At 66.2% G+C, this 23,691-nt stretch carries 21 protein-coding genes; 15 read left to right on the top strand and 6 right to left on the bottom strand.

The features are described 5' to 3' along the window. The first annotated feature begins 20 nt into the window (after positions 1–20). The 4 genes from ACOOGG_RS08020 (at position 21) to ACOOGG_RS08005 (ending at position 5,469) form a co-directional block, all read left to right on the top strand. Positions 21–1,367 carry an aromatic ring-hydroxylating oxygenase subunit alpha gene (locus tag ACOOGG_RS08020; RefSeq protein WP_420434055.1) on the top strand — a complete coding sequence of 449 codons (1,347 nt, stop codon included), beginning with the start codon at positions 21–23 and terminating at the stop codon, positions 1,365–1,367. Further along, positions 1,364–2,446, top strand: a complete 1,083-nt coding sequence (locus ACOOGG_RS08015) for a phosphotransferase family protein (protein ID WP_420434053.1) — start codon at positions 1,364–1,366, stop codon at positions 2,444–2,446. Before ACOOGG_RS08020 ends, ACOOGG_RS08015 begins: the two co-directional genes overlap by 4 nt. 108 nt (positions 2,447–2,554) lie before the next feature. Beyond that, positions 2,555–4,069 (top strand): ATP-binding protein, encoded by a 1,515-nt coding sequence (locus tag ACOOGG_RS08010; protein WP_420434051.1) that lies wholly within the window; start codon positions 2,555–2,557, stop codon positions 4,067–4,069. A 47-nt stretch (positions 4,070–4,116) separates the two neighbouring features. Next, positions 4,117–5,469: an amidohydrolase family protein gene (locus ACOOGG_RS08005; RefSeq protein WP_420434049.1), complete on the top strand. Its 1,353-nt coding sequence runs from the start codon at positions 4,117–4,119 to the stop codon at positions 5,467–5,469. On the opposite strand, the gene ACOOGG_RS08000 is transcribed toward ACOOGG_RS08005, so the two are convergent. Further along, the gene (locus ACOOGG_RS08000; protein ID WP_420434047.1) at positions 5,466–6,647 is read right to left on the bottom strand and encodes an amidohydrolase family protein; all 1,182 of its coding nucleotides are present in this window, start codon (positions 6,645–6,647) and stop codon (positions 5,466–5,468) included. The genes ACOOGG_RS08005 and ACOOGG_RS08000 overlap by 4 nt on opposite strands. 63 nt (positions 6,648–6,710) lie before the next feature. Here ACOOGG_RS08000 and ACOOGG_RS07995 point away from each other — a divergent pair, with 63 nt between their 5' ends. After that, positions 6,711–8,384 (top strand): N-acyl-D-amino-acid deacylase family protein, encoded by a 1,674-nt coding sequence (locus ACOOGG_RS07995; protein WP_420434045.1) that lies wholly within the window; start codon positions 6,711–6,713, stop codon positions 8,382–8,384. A gap of 14 nt (positions 8,385–8,398) precedes the next feature. Here ACOOGG_RS07995 and ACOOGG_RS07990 read toward each other — a convergent pair whose 3' ends face one another. Continuing rightward, entirely contained in the window at positions 8,399–8,956 is a 558-nt protein-coding gene (locus ACOOGG_RS07990; RefSeq protein WP_420434043.1) for an orotate phosphoribosyltransferase, read from the bottom strand. Between the two features lie 168 nt (positions 8,957–9,124). Here ACOOGG_RS07990 and ACOOGG_RS07985 point away from each other — a divergent pair, with 168 nt between their 5' ends. From ACOOGG_RS07985 to ACOOGG_RS07970, 4 genes are read left to right on the top strand one after another with little or no spacing between them, the layout of a single operon-like run. Beyond that, on the top strand, positions 9,125–10,027 hold the full coding sequence (locus ACOOGG_RS07985; protein WP_420434041.1) for a hypothetical protein: 903 nt from the start codon (positions 9,125–9,127) through the stop codon (positions 10,025–10,027). Positions 10,028–10,037: 10 nt separating this feature from the next. Further along, positions 10,038–11,330 carry a cytochrome P450 gene (locus ACOOGG_RS07980; protein ID WP_420434039.1) on the top strand — a complete coding sequence of 431 codons (1,293 nt, stop codon included), beginning with the start codon at positions 10,038–10,040 and terminating at the stop codon, positions 11,328–11,330. Between the two features lie 42 nt (positions 11,331–11,372). Continuing rightward, positions 11,373–13,058 (top strand): N-acyl-D-amino-acid deacylase family protein, encoded by a 1,686-nt coding sequence (locus ACOOGG_RS07975; RefSeq protein WP_420434037.1) that lies wholly within the window; start codon positions 11,373–11,375, stop codon positions 13,056–13,058. A gap of 58 nt (positions 13,059–13,116) precedes the next feature. Beyond that, positions 13,117–13,887 carry an SDR family NAD(P)-dependent oxidoreductase gene (locus ACOOGG_RS07970; RefSeq protein WP_420434035.1) on the top strand — a complete coding sequence of 257 codons (771 nt, stop codon included), beginning with the start codon at positions 13,117–13,119 and terminating at the stop codon, positions 13,885–13,887. A gap of 32 nt (positions 13,888–13,919) precedes the next feature. On the opposite strand, the gene ACOOGG_RS07965 is transcribed toward ACOOGG_RS07970, so the two are convergent. Further along, positions 13,920–14,336, bottom strand: coding sequence for a Zn-ribbon domain-containing OB-fold protein (locus ACOOGG_RS07965; protein ID WP_420434033.1), 417 nt, complete (start codon positions 14,334–14,336; stop codon positions 13,920–13,922). After that, complete coding sequence (locus tag ACOOGG_RS07960) at positions 14,333–15,481, bottom strand: thiolase C-terminal domain-containing protein (protein ID WP_420434031.1); 1,149 nt, start codon at positions 15,479–15,481, stop codon at positions 14,333–14,335. The genes ACOOGG_RS07965 and ACOOGG_RS07960 overlap by 4 nt, the downstream gene beginning before the upstream one ends. 70 nt (positions 15,482–15,551) lie before the next feature. Between ACOOGG_RS07960 and ACOOGG_RS07955 the strand changes: the two genes are divergently transcribed. Further along, entirely contained in the window at positions 15,552–16,121 is a 570-nt protein-coding gene (locus ACOOGG_RS07955; protein WP_420434029.1) for a hypothetical protein, read from the top strand. Between the two features lie 42 nt (positions 16,122–16,163). Next, a complete protein-coding gene (locus ACOOGG_RS07950; RefSeq protein ID WP_420434027.1) occupies positions 16,164–16,733 on the top strand; it encodes a nuclear transport factor 2 family protein in 570 nt (189 codons plus the stop codon). A gap of 3 nt (positions 16,734–16,736) precedes the next feature. On the opposite strand, the gene ACOOGG_RS07945 is transcribed toward ACOOGG_RS07950, so the two are convergent. Beyond that, a complete protein-coding gene (locus ACOOGG_RS07945; protein ID WP_420434025.1) occupies positions 16,737–17,396 on the bottom strand; it encodes a class II aldolase/adducin family protein in 660 nt (219 codons plus the stop codon). Next, complete coding sequence (locus tag ACOOGG_RS07940; protein WP_420434023.1) at positions 17,393–18,364, bottom strand: NAD(P)-dependent oxidoreductase; 972 nt, start codon at positions 18,362–18,364, stop codon at positions 17,393–17,395. The genes ACOOGG_RS07945 and ACOOGG_RS07940 overlap by 4 nt, the downstream gene beginning before the upstream one ends. A 3-nt stretch (positions 18,365–18,367) precedes the next feature. On the opposite strand from ACOOGG_RS07940, the gene ACOOGG_RS07935 reads away from it, so the two are divergent. The 4 genes from ACOOGG_RS07935 to ACOOGG_RS07920 are packed head-to-tail and all read left to right on the top strand — an operon-like array spanning position 18,368 to position 23,682. After that, on the top strand, positions 18,368–19,696 hold the full coding sequence (locus ACOOGG_RS07935) for a xylulokinase (RefSeq protein WP_420434021.1): 1,329 nt from the start codon (positions 18,368–18,370) through the stop codon (positions 19,694–19,696). A 33-nt stretch (positions 19,697–19,729) separates the two neighbouring features. Then, complete coding sequence (locus tag ACOOGG_RS07930) at positions 19,730–20,659, top strand: LLM class F420-dependent oxidoreductase (protein WP_420434019.1); 930 nt, start codon at positions 19,730–19,732, stop codon at positions 20,657–20,659. Next, entirely contained in the window at positions 20,660–22,318 is a 1,659-nt protein-coding gene (locus ACOOGG_RS07925) for a class I adenylate-forming enzyme family protein (protein WP_420434017.1), read from the top strand. 8 nt (positions 22,319–22,326) lie between these two features. Beyond that, positions 22,327–23,682 carry a class I adenylate-forming enzyme family protein gene (locus ACOOGG_RS07920; RefSeq protein ID WP_420434015.1) on the top strand — a complete coding sequence of 452 codons (1,356 nt, stop codon included), beginning with the start codon at positions 22,327–22,329 and terminating at the stop codon, positions 23,680–23,682. The last annotated feature ends 9 nt before the right edge of the window (positions 23,683–23,691 follow it).

The following is a 23,691-nucleotide window of genomic DNA, read 5'->3' as shown; positions in this document are numbered from 1 at the left end:
CGTGTGCCACGATTATCGGCATGGTTGATGTCGCACCGCCGGACGAGGCGGAGATTCTAGGCACCGCGGTCACCGCTTCGGGCCTCGCCGCCGAAGCCCCGGTGAAGATCCCTGTCCAGCGCTACCTCTCCCAAGAATTCGCCGAGCTGGAGTACGAGCGGATGTGGCCCAAGGTGTGGCACGTGGCCTGCACCGTCGACCACATCGCCAACCCCGGCGACTGGTTCGAGCACCGCCTCGGCAAGTACTCGATCATCTTGGTGCGGGGCGAAGACGGCGTGCTCCGCGGGTTCCAGAACGTCTGCCGCCACCGGGGCAACTCCCTGTGCCAGGGATCAGGCACCGGCATTACCGAGCTGCGCTGCCCCTACCACCGCTGGGCCTGGGACCTCACCGGCCGGCTGCGGGAAATCCCCTCCCGCCGGGGCTTCGGCCCCATCAGCAACGACGACTTGCCGCTGGTGCCGGTTCAGGTGGAGACCTGGGCCCGACTGGTGTTCGTCAACCTGGATCTCGACGCCGAGCCGCTGGCCGACTGGCTGGAGGGCATCCCCGACGACATCGCCTGGGCCAACCTCGACGAGTTCCGGGGCACCTACTCCACCGCCACTGCGGTGAACTGCAACTGGAAGGTGGTCAACGAGGGCTTTTCCGAGACCTACCACGTGCAAGGACTGCACCGGGAGATGCTGGGCAGCATCAACGACGTCAACTCCCCCCAGCGCATCTGGGACCGCCACGGTGTGTCTTATCAGCCCTACGGCGTGCCCAGCCCCCGGCTGGGCCGCAATGTGGACGACCAGACGGTGTGGGACTCCTTCATCGCTACCCAGGGCGGCCGCATGGGGCCGGAGTACAACGAACCATGCCCCGCCCCCGAAGTGCCCGACGGCCAGACCCTCCAAGACGTGATCGCCCAGAAGATCAGAGACCACCAGGCCACCGCGGGCGTTGACCTGTCGGGTTATGACACCGCCCAGATCACCCACCTCAGCCAGTACAACCTCTTCCCCAACACCACGGTTTTGATCAGCGCCGACATCTTCACCGTGCTCACCGCCCGACCCGGCCCCAATCCCGACGAGGGCGAGCTGGCCACCATCCACCTCAGCCGTATGCCGTCGGCCGATGCCCCGGCGTCGTCGCCAGTTCACGTCACCGTGCCCATGGACCAGGCCGACTTCGGCTTCGTGCTCAATCAGGACTTTAGCGTCATCCGCACCATGCAATCCGGCCTCCACCAGCCCGGCTTCACCCACGTGTGGCTGTCGGGCGAGGAGTGCCGCATCATCAACATGCACCGCAACCTGGAGCGCTACCTCAACCTCGAGCCCGGCGGCTGGGTGCCAGCCGATCAGGCCCGGTGAGCCTGCCCGAGCACCCCGAGGCCATCACCCCCGATTGGCTCACCGAGAATCTGGCTGAGCGCTACCCCGGCACGGTGGTCACTTCCGTTGAGGTGCTGGCCATCCACGCCGGCACCAACGCCAACGCCCGCCTCGGCATCACCTACCAGGGCGACACCGACCTGCCCGCCACCATGTTCGCCAAAATTCCGCCGCTCGATCCCGACCGCCGGGCCCAGATAAACCAAACCGGCATGGGCCGCCGCGAGGCGCTGTTCTACCAGCGCTTGGCCCACCGGGTGCCCATGCGCACGCTCACGGCCTATGTGGCTGCCTTCGATCCCGACACCGGGGCGTTCGTGCTGCTGCTGGAAGACCTGGACAACTCGGCCAAGTCTTTGCCCGATTACAGCACAGGGGTGCCAGTGGCCTACGCCGCCGAGGCCATGGACCACTTCGCCGAACTCCACGCCCGTTACGAGGATCCGCAGCGCCGGGCCGCCGAGGCAAGCTGGGTGCCGCTGGCCAACAAGGGCAGCGACTACGGTGCCCGGCTGCTGCGCTACGGGCTCGACAACCACCGGGAGAAGCTCACCGACGCATTCGCCGAGCTCGCCGAGCTCTACATCGACCACACCGCCGAGCTCCACCAGGCGTGGGCCGCGGGACCCATCGGCGGGCCGGCCACCGTGCTCCAAGGCGACGGCCACATCGGCAACCTGTTCGTGACTGAGACCGGGGGGCCGGGCTTCTTGGACTGGGGCCTCATTAACGTCGGCGCCCCCATGCGCGACGTGAGCTACTTCCTCAACATGTCCATGGACCCCGCCGACCGCCTGGCCCACGACCATGCCCTCATCCAGCGCTACCTCGACGGACGCATCCGCCACGGCGCCCATCCCATCACGTTTGACGAAGCCTGGCTCGCTCACCGCATCCACGCCGCCTACTCCGTCCCTGCCAGCTGCCAAGTGGTCACCTTCCCCGAAGACGCCTCCCCCGGCCGCCAAGCCTTCGCGGCCACCTTCCTAGCCCGCTGCGAAGCCGCCCTAGCCGACCTAAACCCCCGCCCCGCCCTCCGCGACGCAATCGGCCTCTAGCCGACAAGCCACACACTTTCGTCCAGATGTTTGTAATTCGGCATATAGCTATCTTTGTGTGATGGCTATACTAAGAATAACCATCACAAACACAAGAATTGTTTCCCTATGCCTCTATCTTGGTCGGAAGACGTCCAGCGAGTCATTCAAGAGCAGAACCCCTGGTGGCGCCTAGACCAAGTGCCGCGCCCGCTTGCCCTCCCAGTAGAGCGGCCATTGGCTGGCGACCTGTGGCAGCGCCTTCTTGATGATGAGCCTCATCGCTATCAGCTCATTTTGGGTCCTCGCCGCGTGGGCAAGACCACTGTGCTCTACCAGACCGTGGCCAGACTCTTGGATAACGAAGTGGATTCGTCCCGGATCTGGTGGCTTCGGCTGGACCATCCGGTTTTGTTGCGCGAGGACCTAGGCGATTTGGTTCGCCTAGCTGTGGAGTCCTCCGGGGCGGACCGGGATACCCCGGTGTTCTTGATGCTCGACGAGTTGGTCTACGCCGAGTCTTGGGACATCTGGCTTAAGACCTTCTATGACGAGCAATGGCCAGTGCAGATAGGGGCAACGTCTAGTGCCACTGCCGCCCTCCATCAGGGCCGGTTGGAGAGCGGCGTTGGCCGTTGGGACGAGCAGCAGCTAACGCCATACTCATTCCTTGAATTCTTGGACCTGGCGGCCTTTCAGTTGGACCTGGTTCCCGGTCAAGACTTCATCGGCTGGGAGGGCGAAGCCCAGGAAACGTTGGCTGACACGATACGGGCGATGGCACCAGGTCAGTCCCCTTACGAAGCGTTCTCGGACGAGCGCCATCGCCTCTTGATGGTCGGGGGCTTTCCTGAATTGCTCCCGTATGCTGCTGCACGGTCGGACGGTGACTACGAGTATTCCGACGCTGAGCTACTGCTGTTCTCCCAACAGGTGCTGCGGCCCGATGCAGTAGAGCTGGCTCTCTACAAGGACATCCCTCAGTCCTTCGGCGTGGACAACCCAATGATGCTGGAGCGGCTGCTGTATGTGTTGGCTGATCAGGTCTCAGGACTGCTCTCTCCAACCAATATCAGCAGCGACTTGGGCCTGGCAGTGCCGACCATTGAGCGTTACCTGAATTATCTTGAGCATGCATTCCTAGTATTCACGCTGCCCAACTACTCGGGGACAGAGTCCGCAGTGCAGCGTCGGGGTCGAAAGCTCTATTTCATCGACGGCGCTGTACGCAATGCAGCATTGCAGCGAGGCATAGCTCCCCTAGAGGACCCAAGCGAGATGGGCCTACTGCTGGAGAACTTGGTGGCTACGTCGCTGCGCTCCCTCGCAACCCATAGCGGAGTGCGGCTACATCATTGGCGCGAGGGCAAGTCGGAAGTGGACTTCATCTACAACGAACCCCGCAATCCGTTGGCATTCGAAATTGCGTCGTCGCCGCGCCATAGCCGGGAAGGGCTGGAGGCGCTCATCGACCGATACAAGCAATTCCGGGGTAACAGCTATCTGGTAGCACCCAACGTCCCAATGGCTCCAGCGCAATCCAACGATCGTGGCATCGGCACCCTCCCACTAGACGCGCTGCTCATTGCGGTCGGCTCTCAGGCCCATCGAGCCATGATGTCCCGATTGCGGGTCGGGGATTAGCTACACCACCTGACGCGCCCTTCTGGCGTTCCCGTACCATGGCGGCCATGGCATTGGCTCAGGTGCAGACGCATGTCGAGTTGCCGTTTCTCATCAACGACGCCGACAACCACTTTGTGGAGCCCCGCGATCTCTATGTGAACCACATCGACCCCAAGTGGCGTCACAAGTCGGTCACCTTCGAGGCCGACGAGCAGGGGCGCTGGGTGGGGGTGTTCGGCGGGCGGCCGTCGCGTATCAACCAGGCGGTGGCCATGGTGGCCGCTGACGACGAGACCGCCGCCGAAGTGGCCGCCCGGGCCGTGCCACAAGCGGGCGACGAGAACCAGATGAAGCCCGGCCAGTCCAACATCCACTCGCCGGGGATGCTGCTGTCCCGGCTCAACCCCTATCGCAACCTCACCGACGGCGAGCGGGTCGATCTCATGGCCTACTTCCGCGACCAGGAGGAGTCGTGGGGCAACCGCGATCTGCGGCTGGCCCTTATGGACAGCCAGGGCATCGGCGCCGCCCTCATGTTCCCCAACCAGGTGCTGTCGCTGGAGTACGAGTTCGCCGATGACGTCGACGGTATCTACGCCAACACCCGGGCCTACAACCGCTGGATCAACGAGGAGATCGGCTGGGGCTACCTGAACCGCCTCTTTCTTCCCGCCTACGTCTCGCTGGCCGACCCCGATGAGGCCGCCGCCGAAGTCGAGCTGGTGCTCAGCCAGGGGGCCACCGTCATCCAGATCATCAGCGGACACGTCCACGGTGGACGCCACAACACAAGGGGCGGTCGCTCCATGGCCGACCCGGTCTACGACGGCTTCTGGGCCCGCATCAACGAGGCCGGGGCCCGGGTGGTGACCCACCTGGGGGCCACCGACTACCAGAAGTACGGGGCCGACTGGAGCGAGGACCCCGAAGACGTGCTCGGCGACTTCGACGCCCTCCAATGGGTGCTCTACTGGGGCGACCGCCCGGCCATGGAGACTGTGGCCGCCATGGTGCTGCACAACCTCTTCGGCCGCTTCCCCAACGTGAAGGTGTGCCTGTCAGAACAGGGCACTGTGTGGCTGCCCTACATCCTCCGCAAGATGGACCACGCCTACCTCATGGGCCGAGGGGCCAAGTGGGGTCCCAAGCTCGACCGCCGTCCCAGCGACATCTTCCGCGACCACTTCATCGTGGCGCCCTTCCCCGAGGAGAATGTGGCCCGGGTGGTGGAGGCGGTGGGCATCGAACCCATTGTGTTCGGCTCCGACTTCCCCCACAGCGAGGGCCTGCCCTTCCCCGCCCTCTACGCCACCACCCAGCTCAAGGGCATGAGCGACGCCGATATCAAAACCATCATGTGCGACAACCTGGCCCGCTTCCTCAACCTCGAACCGGCGCCCTCCGGGGCTGGTTCCTAGCCCACCTTCATCAGGTCGGCCATGTTGCCGCCCATGACCTTGCGGACCTGGTCGTCGGGCAGCCCGTCAAGCTGGTCCACGAACGAGATCGGATCGGCCATGCCCTCCACGTGGGGATAGTCCGAGCCGAAAATCACGTTGTCCACTCCCACCAAATCGATGAGCCCCACCGGGTCGTCCTCGTGGAAGGGATGGATCCAGAGATTACGCCTGATGGCCTCCACCGGATGCTCCTCCCAGGAGTGGGGGAACCGCTCGTAGACGCCCTCCAAATGGGCCAGCAGCGGGCGCACCCAAGAGCTTCCGTTCTCCACGATGGCCACCTTCAGCTTGGGATGGCGGTTGAGCGCCCCATGGGCCACCCACGAGGTCACCGCATCCTGGATGGGCCGGTTGTGCGAGATCGCCATCTGGAACAGCGACTGTCGGAACGCCGTCATCTCCCCGCTGACGCCCTCCCACTCGTCGGTGAACCGCTTGTAGCCGCTGTCGGAGGCGTGCATGGCTACCAGAATGTCCAACTCCACCACCCGCTCCCAGAACGGGTCGAACTCGGGCAGAGCGAACGACCGCGGCCCTCTCAGCCCGGGAGGCGCCGCGGGGCGGATCAACACCGCTCGAGCCCCCCGCTCCGCGCACCACTCCAGTTCCTCGATGGCCTTGTCCACGATGGGAAGGGTCACGATGGGCGTCGGGAAGATGCGCCCTTCGTAGTTGAACGTCCAGTGCTCCAGCATCCACTGGTTGAGGGCGTGGATGACGATGTGGCATTCGTCGGGGGCGTCCCGGAAGCGCTCCTCAACCAGCGACGCCAAGGTGGGGTACATCATGGCGTAGTTCAGGCCCAGCTCGTCCATCAGCTCCAGCCGGGGTTCCGGGGAGAAAAACGCGGGCAGGGCGTCGATCGGCTTCATGATCTCCCGGTGCGACTTGCCCTCGGGATTGCCGCTCTTGAAGTACTCCTCCTGGGCGCCGGGAGAGCCCACCCGCTGGAACGTGGGGTTGGGGATGTACTCGCTGATCTTGCCCCTCACCATGATCTTGGTGCGGCCGTTGTGGTCGATGTAATCGACCAGGCCTCGGTGGGAGTCGGGCAAGTGTTTGGTAAGGGCCTCGGTGGTCTCGTACATGTGGTTATCGGCGTCAAAAACCGGGAAATCAAGCAGGCGAGAAGGCATGCCAAACATCTTATTGCCGGTATGCGCCGGGCGTGAACGAGGGGACTCCCCTACATTGGAACCGTGAGCCCCGACCTAGCAATCCGAGGCGGCACCGTCGTAGACGGCACTGGCCAGCCCGGCCAACAAGCCGACATAGGCATCGCCAACGGCCGCATCACCGAAATCGACAAAACAGTCAAAGCCCCCACCGAGATCGACGCCACCGGCCGCCTGGTCTGCCCCGGCTTCATCGACTGCCACACCCACTACGACCCCCAAGTGCTGTGGGACCCGTGGCTGTCGTCGTCATGCTGGCACGGGGTCACCTCGGTGGTGGCCGGAAGCTGCGGCTACAGCATCGCCCCCACCAAGGCCGCCGACCGGGCCTCGCTCATACGCACCCTCGACAAGGTGGAGGACATGCGGGTGGCCACCCTCGAGGCAGGGGTCAACTGGAACTTCGAGACCTATGGCCAGTACCTCGACGTGATCCAGCACCGAGGGCTGGCCGTCAACTTCGGCGGCTATGTGGGCCACACCGCGGTGCGTCTATACGTCATGGGCCAAGAGGCCTACGAGCGAGAGGCCACGCCCGAAGAGGTAAACCAAATGAAGGCCGCGGTGGCCGAAGCCATCAACGGCGGCGCTTTGGGGTTCTCCACCGATCGGGCCGGATTCCACCTGGGCGACGGCGGCCGCCCGGTGCCGTCCATCGCCGCCTCCCAAGAAGAAACCGAAGCCCTCATCGCCGTCACCGCCGAGATTGGCCGGGGCGTGGTGCATGTGGCGCCGGGGGAGAATTACCGCTGGGTGTACGACCTCCAGCCCAAGCTGGGCCGGCGGCTCAACTGGTCGTCCATCCTCACCTACCCTGCCGCGGCCTCCTCCCGGGCCGACTACCGCACCAAGCTGGCCGACCACTTGGCCGGCCGGGCCGCCGGGGCCGACGTGTGGGTGCAGGTCACCTGCCGCCCCATCACCCAGCACGTCACCATGATCGAGCCCACCTCCTTCTACACCATGGGCTCGTTCAAAGAGCTGGTGGCCCTGGCCCATGAAGACCGCCACACGCTGTATGCCGACCCCGACTGGCGGGCCCGAGTGCAGTCCGACCTCGACGCCAACGGCCTTCTGGCTTCCCGCTGGAACACTTTGGCCATTGTGGAGTCGCCCAGCCAGCCCGAGCTAGTGGGCAGCACCGTGGGCAAAGTGGCCGCCGAGCGGGGCTGCACCCCGTGGGACGCTATGTGCGACATCGCCCTGGCCGACGGACTGCTGACCCGCTTCGAGATCACCTTCGCCAACGACGAGGTCGATGGCGTGACCTCCCTCATGCAGGCCGAGGGGGCGGTTATGGGCCTGTCCGACGCCGGCGCCCACGTCGGCCAGATCTGTGATGCGGTTATGCCCACCGACTTCTTGTCCCGCTGGGTACGCGACCGCCAGGTGATGACCCCCGAAGCCGGAATCCACAAGCTCACCGGCGAGCTGGCCGAGATGCTCGGCCTGGCCCCCGACCGCGGCTACCTGCACCCCGGCGCGGTGGCTGACATCACCGTGATCGACTGGGACAACCTCGAAGTCGGACCCATCCGCCGGGTCCACGACATGCCCGCCGACGGTGAGCGCCTCATTGCCGACAAGCCCACCGGCGTCGACCACACCCTCGTCGCCGGAACCCCCACCCGCCTCGACGGCAAATCACTGCTCGCTCAACTCGACACCCTCCCCGCCACCATCCTCCGTTCTGCCTGAGCAATCAGGTTGGCCTATTCGGGCGGTACCACCGGGTCGATGCCCAAGTCGGTGTAGGTGAGAGCGGGGAAGTAGGGCACGCCCAGGGCTTGGAAGCGGCGCCGGGCAGTGTCGCCCCGGTCGACGACTGTGGCCACCGCCACCACATCGGCCCCGGTGTCGCGTACCACTTTAAAGGCCTTTTCCGTCGAGCCTCCGGTGGTGGTTGCGTCCTCAAGCAGCAAGACCCGGTGGCCCGGTCCGAGGGGAGTGCCCTCGATCTGCTGTTTGGTGCCCCGCTTCTTCGGCTCCTTTCGTACTGAGAACCAATGGCCGTTGGTTTCGGCTGCTATGCCCACCGCCAGCGAGTCGGCCCCCATGGTCATCCCGCCAGCCGCGTCGAATTCGATGCCGGCCTTCCGCACCCGCTGAACAATCGCTCGGCATGCCACCTGGAGGTCGGCCCATCGGCAGAGGGCCACCTTGACGTCGACGAAGTCGCTCGACAAGGCCCCACTGGCCAGCTCTATCGGCTGGTCCAATTTCCGTAGACCTTGCTGCTTGATGATGTTGATAAGCGCCGCGTCAGCCACGTCCCCAGAATAGTGGTCGCCGGTGACGGCAGACGGCCCCTTGAAATAAGTTGAAATAAAATAGAATAAATTGGATTTCCACAAGCGTTCCCCAACCCAATCCCGCTATCGTCCCCCGAAGCTTCCCCCTTCAATCGACATGTGAGACATGTGAAGGGAGAAGGATTCGTGTCCGCTCCACCGGAAATCTGTGCCTGGGCCCCGTGGTGGACCTCAGACCAGCGCCGCCGCTTTCTGCACCTAGTGGAGAGCGTCGTTCAAGCCCGATTCGGCCACCACGCTGTGGATGAGGTCGACGGGACCGTGGCCGTCGAGAAGATGGACTGCGTGCTGGGGCTGTCCAACCTGGCCCAAACCTGTCGGTCATCCGACCCCGACGACTGGAGGCTCATTATCTACAACCATGTTGCCCGCCTTGACGATTTCGCCCCTGATGTTTTGGCCGAGCGCTTAGGCGACTACGAGCGGCTCCAGCCCGATCTGAGGGTCAGGGTGGTGAGCGCCCAGCACCTTTGTCATATCGACGCGGTGCGCGATCCCCTGCCGCTGGGACTTTTTGCCTGCCTGTCGGTGGACTTGGACGGCGCCGCCAGCCCGGTGGACCGCAGCTATTTCGAGGACTGGGGCGTGGAGCACGCCGAGGTGATGGCGATCGCGCTGGCCAACACCTTGATGGCCGAGCCGCTGGCTCCGATGGAGGCGGAGGAATTGTCCGGGCAGTTCCGGGTGTTCTCGGGGTACTCCCTGTTCGTCTCCGGCCATTTGCTCGACTTCGCCCGCACAGTTCCCGATATCGGGCCGCAGGGCGCAGTGGTGACCATCCCCGCCGCCCACACCGTGATGGTGTGCCCGGTGGAGACCAACGAGCAGTTCGTGGATCACTCGGCCTCGATGATGGCCGCCAGCTACATCCGCTACCTGGCCGGGCCCAACTCGGTTAGCCCCAATGCGCTGTGGTGGCGCCCCGGCCACCCGCTGGCTGGCTTCGCTCGTCTCGACAACCAGAGCTTCGAGCTGGCTGCCCCCGAGCCTCTCCGCTCCCGACTATTGGCCGGTCGCCGAGGCGACTAGCGTCGGTGGGATGTCGGATACGGCACTCTTACTCGACGAGATCGATATCCACTCCACTGACCTGTACCAGGAACGCGGCTATCCATGGGCGGCGTGGGACATGCTGCGGGCCGAGGCCCCCGTGCATTGGTACGAGCGACCCGACATCGAGCCGTTCTGGGCCGTCACCCGCCACGAGGACATCCACTGGGTGTCGTCCAACGACAAGCTGTTCATAAACGGCGGCCCCCGCCTGCGCCTGGCCTCCATTGAAGAGGACAAGGGCATGTGGGAGCGCCGGGCACGGCGGCTCACCGAGCTGGGCTGGGACCTGGACGAGCCCATGGACATGGTGTTTTTGGACCGGCCCCGCCACACCCGGTTCCGCCTGCTCACCGCCCGCCGGTTCACCCCCCGGGCCATGCGGGAGCATGAGGAGCACCTCGCCCAGTACGCCGCCCGGTTCACCGGCGAGTTCGTCGAGATATTGGAGCGTGACGGCGAGGCCGACTTGGTGCTCGATTATGCGGTCAAGCTGCCCTTGGCCACCATCTGCGACCTCATGGGCCTTGATGTTGAAGACTGGTCAAAGGTTCACAAGTTCACCGAGATGGCCTTCAACGACGAGGAGAATATGCGGTGGGCCGAGCCGGGCGAGACCTTCGACGACCTGAGGTTCCGGATGGGCAAGGACTTCAGCGCCTATATCAGGACGATCATCGAAGACTGCCAAGCCGAGCCCCGCGACGACATGACCGGAGCGGTGGTTCAGGGCGAGGTCGACGGCTGCCCGCTCAACACCCAGCAGCTCACCGGCTACATCACCCTGCTGCTGGGCGCAGGCAACGAGACCACCCGCAATGCCACCACCTCGGGTGTGACCGCCCTGCTCCAGCACCGCGACCAAATCGACCGTCTCCTGGCCGATGAGTCGCTGATCGAGCCGGCGGTGGAGGAGATCCTGCGGTGGACGTCGCCGGTCATCCAATTCGCCCGCACCGCCACCGCCGACGTGGAGCGCAACGGCCAGCTGATCAAAGAGGGCGACACCGTGGGTGTGTTCTACCCCTCGGCCAACCGGGACGATGCGGTGTTCGACGACCCCTACCGCTTCGACGTGGGCCGCAATCCCAACCACCACATGGCATTCGGACACGGAGTCCACTTCTGCCTGGGGGCCAACCTGGCCCGCTGGGAGCTGCGGGCCATGCTCCGAGCGATCCTGCCTCTTCTGCCCCGCCTAGAGCTGGTCGACGAGCCCGAGCGCCACGGCCACCTCCACCTAGGTGCCGTCAAGCACCAGCGCGTCCGCCTGGTGGGCTAGCCCCACCGGCCCGAGTCGAAGCACAGCGGTACTGTCATGAAGATGAGCGGCTTGCTGATACGCGGCGGAACGGTGGTGGACGGCACTGGTGCGCCGGCCCGACGGGCTGATGTTCGGGTGCGGGGCCGGACCATCGCCGAGGTGGGTACCGGCTTGGCTTCCGACGGCGAGCGGGAGCTTGACGCCGCCGGGGCGCTGGTTGCCCCCGGCATCATCGAGACCCACACCCACCTCGACGGGGCCATGTGGTGGGACCCCTCCTTTGATCCGCTGCCCAGCTACGGGGTAACCACCACCGTGTTCGGGAACTGCGGGATGTCGATGGCTCCCCTCGACGGACCTCAGCGCGACGAAGTGGTGGATCTGTTCTGCTTCCTGGAAGACCTGCCCCAGGTTGCCTTCGAAAAAGAAGTGCCCTGGACTTGGGCGAGCTGGCCGGAATACCGGGCCGCGCTCGACACCCAGCCCACCGCGGCCAACATCGCCGGCTATGTCGGCCACATCAGCCTTCGCACCTTCGTCATGGGCGACGCCGCCTGGGACCGTCCCGCCACCTCCGCCGAGCGCACCGCCATGGCCAAAGCGCTGGACGAGGCCCTGGCCTCCGGCGCCCTGGGGTTGTCCACCAACGGCTTCGACATGGACCGCACCCTGCGATTGGTGCCCAGCCGCCACGCCGACGATGAAGAGTACGCCGCACTGTTCGACGTGTTGGCCGCCCATCCCGGCGCCACTTTCCAGGCCATCACCCGGTTCAACGAGCCCGAGCACAACTTGGCCGACGTGGAGCGCTTCGCCACCCTGGCCAAGCCTCGGGGCGTGCGAGGGCAGTGGACGGCCATCCCCGCCATCGCCGCTGAGACCGAGTATCGGGCCGATACGCTGGCCTTCGACCGCCGCCTCCGGGAATCCGGGGTGGACTTCTGGCCCACGGTGGGCACCCGTCCGCTCGACCTCTACTTCAACTTTGAGAAGGCGCTGACCTTTCAGCGGGTTCCGGCCTGGAATGACCTGGTCAACGGTCCTCCCGAGAACAAGATGGCCCTGCTGGCCGATCCCGCGTGGCGAGATCAGGCCCGCTCCGACTGGGATAACCGCAAGAAGTCCCGCCGGGCCCGAGTCGACCACCCCCACACGCTGATCTTTGCCCTGTCTGAGACCGGCGTCGGCCCCATGGGGATCTCGCTGGCCGACCACGCGGCCAACACCGGCCAGCACGTCTCCGACGCACTGGCTTCCTGGCTGCTCGACAACGGCATCGGCTCGTCGCTGCGGGCGCTGCCCGACGTCCACGACGAGCCCGCCCTGGCCGAGGCGATCCGCTCGCCCCACACCCTCACCAACGTCAATGACAGCGGCGCCCACCTTCAGTTGTTCTGCGGGGCCGGCCAGAGCACTCACCTACTCACCCACTATCACCGCGACACCGGCCTTTTGACCCTCGAAGAGGCAGTCCACGTTCTCACCGGGCGGACCGCAGGCTTCTTCGGGCTGGCCGATAGGGGAGTGATCGCCCCCGGCAAGGCCGCCGATCTGGCTGTGTTCAACCTGGACGAGATCGACTTGGGGCCAGAGGTCAAGCGACAGGACGTGCCCGGCGGGTCGTGGCGGTTCAGTCGGGAGCCGGGCGGATTTCGAGCCACCATCGCCAACGGCGTCCCCACTTACTGGCACGGCGCGCCGACCGATGCGCTTCCCGGCGCGTTGATTGGTCCCCGGACTGCCTGAGGACGCAGCGGCGAGCCTACGATTTTCCCGACCCACAAAAGAGAGCGAGGCACCGCAGATGGGACGACTTACAGGCAGGGTGGCGTGGATCACCGGGGCGGCTTCGGGCATCGGCCTGGCCTCCGCGGAGCGTTTCGCCGAGGAGGGGGCCGTGGTGATCGGCTCCGACATCGCGGAGAGCGATGGTTGGAAGGCAGTGGCCGAGACTGCTCCGGCGTCGAGCTTCCACCTTGTCGACGTCCGCGACGCCGACGCCCAAGAAGAGCTGGTCGGCCAGATCGTCCAAGAGCATGGCCGGCTAGACGTGCTGATGACCGCGGCCGGAGTCGCCGGCGGCGGCCAGGTTCACGAACTCGATGTCGAGGAGTGGGACCGGGTGCAGGACATCAACCTCAAGGGCACCATGCTGTCGTGCCGGGCCGCCCTCAAGCCGATGGTCGAGGCCCGATCCGGGAGCATCATCACTGTCGCCAGCGTCGAGGGGCTAGAAGGCTGTGAGGGGGGCAGCACCTACAACGCCTCCAAGGGCGGGGTGATCCTGCTCACCAAGAACATGGCCAACGACTACGGCCCGGCCAACATCAGGGCCAATGCCATCTGCCCTGGCTTCATCGACACCCCCATGTTCCAGTCGGTCATCCCCCATCTGGGGCCCATCGCCGACAGCATCCGCGACCAGCACAAGCTCAAGCGCTGGGGCCTCCCCTCCGAGATCGCCGGAGCGGCCTTCTTTTTGGCCTCCGACGACTCCTCATTCGTAACCGGCGTCGCCCTCCCCGTTGACGGCGGCTACACCGCCGGTCACTCCCACGGAATGACCGCCATCTAGCCGATCCGCCCTAGCCCGTCCACCGAGCCCCCTCAAACGGGGCGGAACTTGATGAGGGTGATCTCGTCGGTGGCGTCCTCGAACACTGCTTCCACAGGCAAGCCGCAGGCGATATCGGCGTTGTCTATGGCGATGAGGTTGGAGTACACCATCGGCCCCTCCTCCAGCTCCACCAGCACCACGTTGTAGGGCAGTTCCGGCTCGAACGAACCGATGTAAGGCTGTCTCATGATCGTGAAGCCCCACACCGTGCCCCTCCCCGATGCCTCGGTCCACCCCCGGTCGAACGACAGACACGACGGGCAGGAGGCATAGGGCGGGAACCACACGTGCCCGCAAGCCCGGCACTGGGGCAGCACGAAGCGGTGCTCGCGGGCCGCGGCCCAGAACTCCCGGTCCTCGTGGGTAACCGTGGGCAGCGGCTTGGCGTACCCCGCTTCGCTGCTCACAGCACCCCGTCCCGGCACAAAAGCGACGCCCCCGGCAGAGCTGACAGGCACCAGTACAGCGACCAGTCGCAGTCGAGGATCTGGCGCTGCCCGGCCTGGCCCCGCAGTTGGCGCACCGCCTCGGCGTGCTGGTTCCACCCCTGGAGGTACGACTCGCTCAGCATCCCCCCACTGGTGTTCACCGGAAGCTCCCCGCCCAAAGCGATGCGACCGTTCTGCACCCACTCCAACCCTTGGCCCTTTGGCACGAACCCAAACCCCTCTAGGCCCCACAGCACCGACACGCTGAAGTTGTCGTATACCTGAAGGCAGTCGATGTCTTCGGTGGTCACCCCGAGCGGGTCGAACAGGTCGGCCTTCATCGATCGGCAGGCCTCGTCCCAAAAGCCCAGGTCCACGTACCACTCCCGGAAGTTGGCCCGCCCCGCAGCGCCGGCGATCAGCACGGGGGGATGGGCTAGATCCCGGGCCCGCTCGGCGGTGGTCACCACGTAGGCCACCGCCCCGTCGTTCACCAGGCAGTAGTCGAACAGCCGCAGAGGCTCGGCAATGTACCGGGCGGCCAGGTAGTCGTCGATGGTCATCTCTTGTTGCATGATGGCCCCAGGAGTCATCCGGGCGTGGGAGCGGATGGCCACCGGGATGGCCCCCAGCTGCTCCTCGGTCCCCCCGTATTCGGCCTGGTAGCGGGTAAACCCCATCGAGTACTGCGCCCCCGGCGAGGCCATCCCGTAAATTGTGTCGTACAGCAGCCCCTGAGGCTGGGCCCCAAACCTGGTGCCCTGGGTGCGGAACGCCACCGAGTTGAACAGCACCACGTAGTCGGCCAGCCCATGGTGTACCGCGGTGGCCGCGTGCATCAGTGCCATTGCACACATGCGCCCCGCTTGGGGGTAGTCCACCACGAAGCGCACGTCGGTGAGCCCGGTGCGATAGGCCACCGGCTCGTAGTGGGCCAGCCCCCCGGTGATCAGCCCGTCGATCTGCGACTTCTCCAGCCCCGCGTCGGCAATGGCGGCCGCAATGGCCTCAGCGGCCAGCCCCTCACCGGTCCGCTCCGGATCAGGCGTCCGGTACAGCTGGGCGAAGTCGCTGCTGCCAATGCCGACGATGGCCGTTTGCCCCGCAAAGTCCCGATCGCTCATCGTCCAGCGACACTAGTGACGCTGTCGCCATCCAGCCCCTATCGTCGGGGCCGAAGCAAGGAGGGTGTCGATGAAGATCAATCCCGATAGTTCGTGGCGGCTGGTGGCCGAGCGGCTGGAGGCCGAGAACGATCCCCGGCGCCGCCACATCTTGCAGCTAGTACTCGATCATATGCAGCGAGAGCTGCGGCTCGATATCGAAGGGGTCATCGACACCCTAAGTGAGAAGCCCCATTACGTCATGTGGCCGAGTGGCGACAACCCCATCCGCAAACCCGGCGGCTCCCGAGACGCCATCCGCGACCTCTACGACCGATCCCTGGTGCAGACCGGCGCCCACCGCTGGGAACTCGATCTCGACCGGGTGATCGTGGACGACCACGCCGTGTTCACCGAGGGGGTCATGCGCATGGCCTACCCCGGCCGCACCCTCGACGCCATGGGCATCGATGTGCCTGACGTCGAGTCCTTCTATCTGTCCGAAGTCCGCATGGGGATTGTGTGGCCGATTGATCTCGACGATCCCGAAGCACGCCTGTCAGGCGAAGAGGTGTACTCCGAGGGCGACCGCTTCGAAGGCATCGCCGACCGCCCCATCAGCCTCGATGAGATCGCTCCCTTGGAGCCTCTCAACTCTTGACCGGTAGTCTCTCCGTCGAAGCCAGAGCGAAAGGCGATGCCGATGCAGATGAATCCCAACAAGACGTGGCGACTGGTGGCCGAGCGGCTGGAGGCCGAGACCAATCCCCGGCGGCGCCATGTGCTGGAGCTGGTGCTGGCCCACATGAAGTGCGAGGCCCAGGCCGACATCGAGGGGGTGGTGGCCACCCTCAGCGAGAAGCCGCAGTACATCATCTGGTCGAACCCCGACGACCCTGTCGCCAGCCCCGGCGGCTCCCGCGACGCCATCCGAGGCTTCTACGACCGCAGCATCGTACAGACCGGCGCGCACCGCCTCGAGTTCGACTGCGACCGGGTCATCGCCGACGACGACGCGGTATTCACCGAGGGGGTCATGCGCATGGCCTACCCCGGCCGCACCCTGGAGGCCATGGGCATCGACGTGCCCGACGCCGACTCCTACTACGTGGCCCAAGCCCGCATGGGCATCGTCTGGCCCGTCGACATCGACGATCCCGAAGCCCGCCTGCGGGGCGAAGAGGTCTACTCCGGCAGCGACGCCTTCGAAGGCGTCGCCGACCGCCCTATCTCTCTCGAAGAAATCGCTCCACTGGAACTCGCTGGCGTCTAACCGCTAAGGCGCCGCCCAGGTTTCGCGGCGGAGGTAGGTATAGGCGCCGGTGAAATCGGAAAGGGCTCTTTCTGGGAGGTCTACGGGGTCGCCGAGGCGGCTGGCGCCCCACACGATGCGGGCAGTGTGCTCGGCCACCAGGGCGGCGTGCAGGGCGTGGTCGGGCGACTCGCCGATGCACAGCATCCCGTGGTTGGCCATCAGCACCGCCGATCGATCACCCAGATGACGCACCACCTCTTCACCCAGCTCGTCGGTGCCGGTAGGGCGGTAATCGGTTACCCGCACGTCCCCGCCCAGGTACACGATGACCTCCTCAATCACCGCGGGGATGCTCTTATGGGCCACCGCGAACATCGAGGCGTGTATCGGGTGGCAGTGCACCACCCCGCCCACCTCGGGGAAGGCCCGGTAGCAGGCCAGGTGCATGGCCTTTTCGGTGGACGGCCGAGCCGTGTCCTCCAGCAGGTTCCCGTCCAAGTCCACTGCGGCCAGGTTTTCGATGCCCATCTGGCCATACGGCAGCGCCGACGGGGTCAGCCAGATCGTGCCGTCGGCCTCTCGCCCCGAGACGTTCCCCGCGGTGCCCACCACCAGCCCGGCGGCGTCCATGGCCTTGGCCGCGGCCACTACCTGGGTTCGAACGTCGCCGCTGTCGGTCATTGCCATACCTCCGGGTTGGCCAGGCGGTGGGGCCGCTCGCCGGCCAAGAGCCGGCAGATGTCCTGCACCACCATGTCGGTGTGATTCACTTCGGTGTCGTAGGTGGCCCCGCCGATGTGCGGCGTCAGCACCACGTTGTCGAGATTGGCCAGCGGATGGTCCGCCGGGAGGATCTCTCCCTGCACGTGGTCGAGGCCTGCGCCCCCCAAGTGCCCTGACGCCAACGCCTCCACCAGCGCGTCTGCGTCGTGCAACGCGGCCCGGGCGGTGTTCACGTAGGTGGCCCCCGGCCGCATGGCCGCAAACTGTTGGGCGCCGATCATCCCTGTGGTCTCCGGATTGACCGGGGCGTGCATCGACACCACATCAGCGGAGGCCAGCAACTCGTCCAGTTCGCAGTCGGCGTCGGGCTGGAAGGGGTCGCAGGCCATCACCTTCATCCCCAGTCCCTCGAAGCGCCATTTGGCTGCCCGCCCCACTGCGCCCAGCCCCACCAGCCCCACAGTGCGACCGGCCATCTGCCACGCCCGATATCGCTGATAGGGGAGGGTGTCGGTGAAAACCGTGCCCGCCCGCATGTCCCGATCTCCCAGGATCACGTGGCGGCTGACGGCAAACAGGAGAGCCACCGTCATTTCCGCTACCGCGTCGGCGTTGCGCCCCGGGGCATGCAGCACCGGGATGCCCGCCGCGGTGGCCCCGGCCACATCCACGTTGGTCGGATCTCCCCTGGTCGAGGCCACAACCCGTATCGGCTGTTCGAACACCGGCCCCCGGCACTCATCGGCCTCGCATACCAACAGGTCGGCCGATGCCTCCGCCAACCGGTCGGCCAAGTCATCGGCACTGTACAGACGGATGGGCTGGTGCTCGATCCACGGGTCGAACTCCACGTCGGCCACCTCCCGCAACCGGTCCAAACCCGTCCCCCGCAGCGGAGCGGTAACCAGTGCCCTAAGTCTGCCCACGCCATGAGCGTAGGGTTGATAGCTGTGGCTGAGACATTCGAGGTGACGATGGGCATCGACATCGGCACGACCTCGGTGAAGGCGGTGGCGGTTGACGCCGACGGCGACGTGCGGGCCCGCACCCGCATCCCCCACGCCGTGAACGCCCCCTCTCCAGCGGTGCTGGAGCACGATGCCGCCGAAGTGTGGAATGCCAGCGTGGTCGGGGCCTGTGACGCCGTTTCTGCCGAGCACCCAGTGGTGGGCATCGGACTGGCCGCCATGGTTCCGTCGCTGGCTGCGGTCGATGGCGACGGGGTGCCTATCTCGCCGGGAATCCTGTACGGCGACCATCGGGGCCACCACCCCGACGGCGAGTTCGTCGGATTCTTGCGCTCACTGGAGCAGGCCGTGCCCGACGCCCATGCCTATTGGCCCGCCCAGGCGGTAGCTAGCGCCGCGCTCTGCGGTGCCGCCGCCATCGACGCGATCACCGCCATGACCTGCCTGCCCGTCTTCGGCGCCGACGGCTGGGACGCCCAATGGTGCGACCCCGCCAAACTCCCCGAACTGGCCATGGACTCCACCCCTGTCGGGCACCGGGGCGATGCCCCGGTGGCCGCCGGAACAGTCGACGCGCTGGCCGAGCAGCTCGTCTCCGGGGCCGACACGCCGGGCGACGTGCTGGTGATCTGCGGAACCACCCTCATCACTTGGGCGGTGTGCGAGGGATGGCCTGAAGCCGATGGGTTGTGGACCATTCCCCACCTCCAGCCCGGCCTGTCCGCCATAGGCGGGCCGAGCAACGCCGGAGGCCTGTTCTTGGAGCGGGTCCGGGCGATCACCGGCGACCCGGCCGACGATCCGTCCCACCCCGACCGCCTGCCGCTGTGGGTGCCCTACATTCGGGGCGAGCGCACCCCCCGCCACGATCCCGACCTACGGGCCGCACTGGTCGGCCTCGATGTGGGCCACGGTCCCGCCGATGTGCTGGCCGCTGCCTACGAGGCCGCCGGATTCGTCGTCCGCCACCATCTCGATGTGGCCGACGCAACCCCGGAGCGCATCGTCGCGGCAGGCGGGGGCACCCACGTCGAGCGCTGGATGCAGGCCCTGGCCGACACCACCAATCTGCCCGTGGACGTCACCGCGGTACCCGAGGGCGCGGCGAAGGGAGCGGCCTGGATGGCCCGCGTCAGCGCCGGTCTGGAGTCGGGCGATCTGGCCGAAGCCCGCCGCTGGGCCCGCACAAGCCGCCGGGTGGAGCCCCGGGCCGATTGGGCCGAAGCCGGCAACCGCCGCTACCCCCAATGGCGAGCCGCTTGCGATACCCGGAGCGAGGCTGCACAGTAAAGCCGCGCCGAACGCGCCGAAATAAGGAGATCAATGAAATTCGCAGTGACGTTTCCGATGGTGGCCCACCCATGGGATCAGAAGCTGATCACCAAGCAGGGTGTGGTGGATTTCGCCCGCACCGCCGAGGAGTCCGGATTCGACGGACTGGGCTTCACCGACCATCCCGCTCCCACCGACCGCTGGCTCAATGCCGGCGGCCACGATGCCGTCGACCCGTTCGCCGCCCTGGCCTTCTGCGCAGCGATCACCGACCGCATCAAGCTGATTCCCAACATAGTGGTGGTGCCCTATCGGAACCCGTTCATCATGGCCAAGGCCATCTCCACCATCGACTCCTTCTCCGGCGGTCGGTTCATCTTCGCCACCGGTTCCGGCTACCTCAAGGGCGAGTTCAAGGCCCTCGGCGTGGACTTCAACAACCGCAACCAGATCTTCGACGAGGCCATCGAGGCCATGATCGGCATCTGGACCACCGACGATTTCGCCTACGAGGCCAGCACCTTCACCGCCCTGGGCCAAACCGCTAACCCCAAGCCGGTCCAGAAGCCCCATCCTCCCATCTGGATCGGAGGCAACTCCAAGCGTGCCCGCCGCCGGGTGGCCGCGGTCGCCAACGGCTGGACCCCGTTCCCCGCTCCCCGGGTCTTGGCCACCACAGCCAGAACCCCGCCATTGGAGACCCTGGACGACTTGGCGGCCTTGCTCGACGAGCTGTGGACCTATGTCGACGAGGCTGGCCGCAACCCGGCTGACTTCGACGTCAGCTACCTGAACCCCGTCGGCGGCCCACCAGCCGCCCCCGACTTCGACGCCGACGCCCACATCGCCGCACTGGCCGATCTCGAAGCGCTGGGTGTGACCTGGATCACCGTCACCCTCCCCGGCGACGACATCGAGGCCACCCTCGACACCATGCGCCGCTACGGCGAAACGGTCATCGCTCCCTCCCAGAGCACATAAATGCCCAATACCGCCGAGCCCGGCCCCGGCACCCAACCGGTCGAGTTCCCGCCGTTCGAACCGACCGTTCCTAACATGATCCGGGCCGCGGTCGATGCCTACGGCCCCCTCGAACTCGGTGTGCTCGATGACCAGCGGATGACCTTCGCCGACGCTGACGCCGCCTCGGCGGCTATAGCTAAGGGGCTTCTGGCCATCGGCGTGGGCAAGGGCACCCGGGTGGGGTTGCTGGCCCCCAACAGCCCCGATTGGATCGCCGCCTGGTTGGCCATCGGCCGCATCGGGGCCATCGGCGTGCTGGCCAACACCTACTACAAGGCCCGGGAGCTCGACTGGGTGCTGCGCCACGCCGATGTGCAGGTGCTGTTGACCGTGTCCCGATTTCTGGGCCACGACTACCTGGCCCGACTTGAAGAGGTCGTCTCCCCTGGCCAAGATCAAGCCATCGCCTCCCCATCTCATCCCCTGTTGCGCTCGGTATGGGTGTGGGGCCAGTGCGATCGCCCGTGGGCCGCTTCCATGGACAAATTGCTGGCCGGCGGTGAAGCCGTCAGCGACAAGATGCTGGCCGCAGCCGAGGCCCAGGCGACCCCCGCCGACGAGTTCACCGTGGTGTACACGTCGGGCAGCACCTCGTCGCCCAAAGGGGCGGTCCACACCCAGGGGGCTGTGGTGAGCCACGCCCACAACCTGTGGCAATTTCGGGACTTGGAGGTGGGCGACCGCATCTACTCGGCGATGCCCCTGTTCTGGGTGGGAGGCATGGTGATGGGGCTGGTGGGGTCGATCTACGCCGGTACCTGCCTGGTCTTCGACGAGCGGTTCGAGCCCGGCACCACCCTGGCCCTTATCGAGAGGGAGCGGGTGACGATTGTCGTCGGCTGGCCCCACATGGCCCAGTTGCTAGTCAACCATCCCGACTTTGCCCGACGCGACCTCTCCTCGGTGCGGGGTGGCAGCCTCTACGCCCTTTTGCCCCCCGAGCAGCAGATCGACGATCCCGAGCTGCGGGTCAACTCGCTGGGCATGACCGAGACGCTCGGCCCCCACACCCTGGGCGTGATGGGCTCTCGGCTGCCCGAGGAAAAGCGGGGCTCATTCGGCTGGGCGGCACCGGGAATGGAGCATCGGATCGTGAACCCCGAGACAGGAGAAGACTGCCCGACGGGGGTGCGGGGCGAGGTGTGGGTGCGGGGCTACGCACTCATGTCCCGGCTGTACAAGGTGGACCGAGCCGACACCTTCACCCCCGACGGCTGGTACCGCACCGGCGACAGCGGCTACTTCGATAACGACGGCTACTTCTACTTCACCGGCCGCATGGGCGAGCTCATCAAGTCGTCAGGCATGAACATCGCCCCCCGAGAGATCGAGCTGGTCCTAGAAGAGCCCGACGAGGTTATGCATGCCTTCGTGTGCGGGGTGCCCCATCCCGACCGCCTCGAAGACGTGGCTGCCGTGGTGGTGCTGCGACCGGGACCCCCGCTCACCGCCGAGGAGCTCAGGGCCTATGTCGCAGAGCGGGTCGCCTCCTACAAGGTTCCCCGCCACATCGCGGTCTACGACTCACCCGAGCACCTGCCCTGGCTCGACTCGGGCAAGATCAACCTGTCGGGCGTGAAGAAGCTGATGGCCGAGCGCTTCGTCGACAACTCATGATCCACGAGATGCTCACGGTTGTGCCCCGGCGGGACGACCTCATCGTGGCCGGCGACCGCCGCCTGACCACCGACGAGGTGATCGCCTGGGCCTCCCAGACCGCGGCCGCCCTCGAGGCGGGCCGGCTCACGGCCTTCCAACTCCCCACCAGCCCTGAAGGCGTGGTGGCCTATCGGGCGTGCTGGCAAGCCGGCGCGGTGGCCGTCCCCCTGCTGCATTCCGACGCGGGCCGCCAGCGATCACACGCCTTCGCCACACTCGGCATCGACCGCCTGCTGGAACCCTCCCAATACCCCGCTTCCGGCAACGCCTCCCACCGCCAGGTCGCCCAATCCAAACCCGACGACCGGGCCCTCATCATGTTCACCTCCGGCTCCTCGGGGGCTCCCAAAGGCGTGGTCCACAGCCAGGCGGCGCTGGCGTACAAGACCCGCCAGACAATCGCCATCCAGGCCTTCACCCCCGACGACGCCGGGCTCTTTCCCGCTTCTTTGGCCCATGTCGCCGGGCTGCTCCACGCGGTGCTCATCCCCGGCGCCGCTTCGATCAAGACCGTGCTCATGTCCCGCTGGGATCCGGGCGAGGCCCTGCGGCTCATCGAACACGAGCAGGTCACCTACATGGTCGGCCCGCCCACCTTCTTCAACGACCTCATGGGCCACCCCGACTTCAGCCCCAGCCGCACCGCCTCCCTCCGGCTTCTATCCATCGGCGGCTCCAGCATCACTCCTGCGTTCGTGAACCGGGCCCGCGACACCTTCGGATGCATCGTCAAGCGAGCTTACGGTTCCACCGAGGCCCCCACCGCCACCACCTGCACCATCGATGACGACCCCGAGCGCATGGCCAACACCGACGGCCGACCGTTCGCGCCTACCCAGATCCGAGTCGACGATCATGGCGAGATCCAGGTGTTCGGCCCCGAGGTAACCGTCGGCTACCTCGACTCCGCCCACACTGCGGCTGCCTTCACCGAAGACGGGTGGTTCCGCACCGGAGACCTGGGTCGCATCGACACCGACGGCTATCTCACCGTTATCGGCCGCCTGGGCCAAAAGATCATCCGGGGCGGCGAGAACATCGACGCCATCGAGGTGGAGGCCATCCTCGAATCCCACCCCACGGTCAGCCAGGCCGTGGTGCTGGGCGAGCCCGACGATCGCCTCGGCGAGCGGGTGGCAGCTTTTGTGGTGGCCGACGGCCCCTTTGACCTTGACGAGTGCCGCCGCTGGTTCGCCGAGGCCGGCGCGGCCCGCTTCATGACCCCCGAACAGCTGATCCCGATCGCCGAAATGCCCGCGATGCCCTCGGGAAAGCCCGACCGCTCGGAACTGTCTCGTCTATTGGAAGATTCCACTCGATAAACTTCCGAT

This window comes from Candidatus Poriferisocius sp., assembly GCF_965214065.1.
Lineage (GTDB): Bacteria > Actinomycetota > Acidimicrobiia > Acidimicrobiales > Bin134 > Poriferisocius.
The sequence above is the reverse complement of the archived record's forward strand: the minus strand, read 5'-3'. Positions and strand labels throughout refer to the sequence as shown.